Below are 309 nucleotides of genomic sequence, written 5' to 3' on the forward strand. Positions count from 1 at the left end.
TTTTCCTCCTATTGGAGCACAAGGATTGAATTTAGGGTTTCGTGATGTTCAAACTTTAATTGATATTTTACCCAACAAAATATCCGATTTTAATCCTAAAATGATCGTTACATATTATAATCGATACCGCAAACCTGATATATTGATGCGAAGTGGATCTGTTCATACACTCAACTCTGCTTTACTTTCTAACATGTTACCTATTCATATTATGCGGACCCTCGGGCTTGAATTATTACGTAATTGCTCACCGTTACGTAATTTATTTATGCGAGAAGGAATATCTCCAGGTTATGGATTCAAAGAAAT

The 309-nt window shown here is 34.3% G+C and carries 1 pseudogene; it reads left to right on the plus strand.

The features are described 5' to 3' along the window. A pseudogene (locus tag ACFIK8_RS11980) lies at nt 1-309 on the plus strand (UbiH/UbiF family hydroxylase); the annotation flags it as partial.

The organism is Bartonella sp. MR168JLCBS (assembly GCF_042194175.1).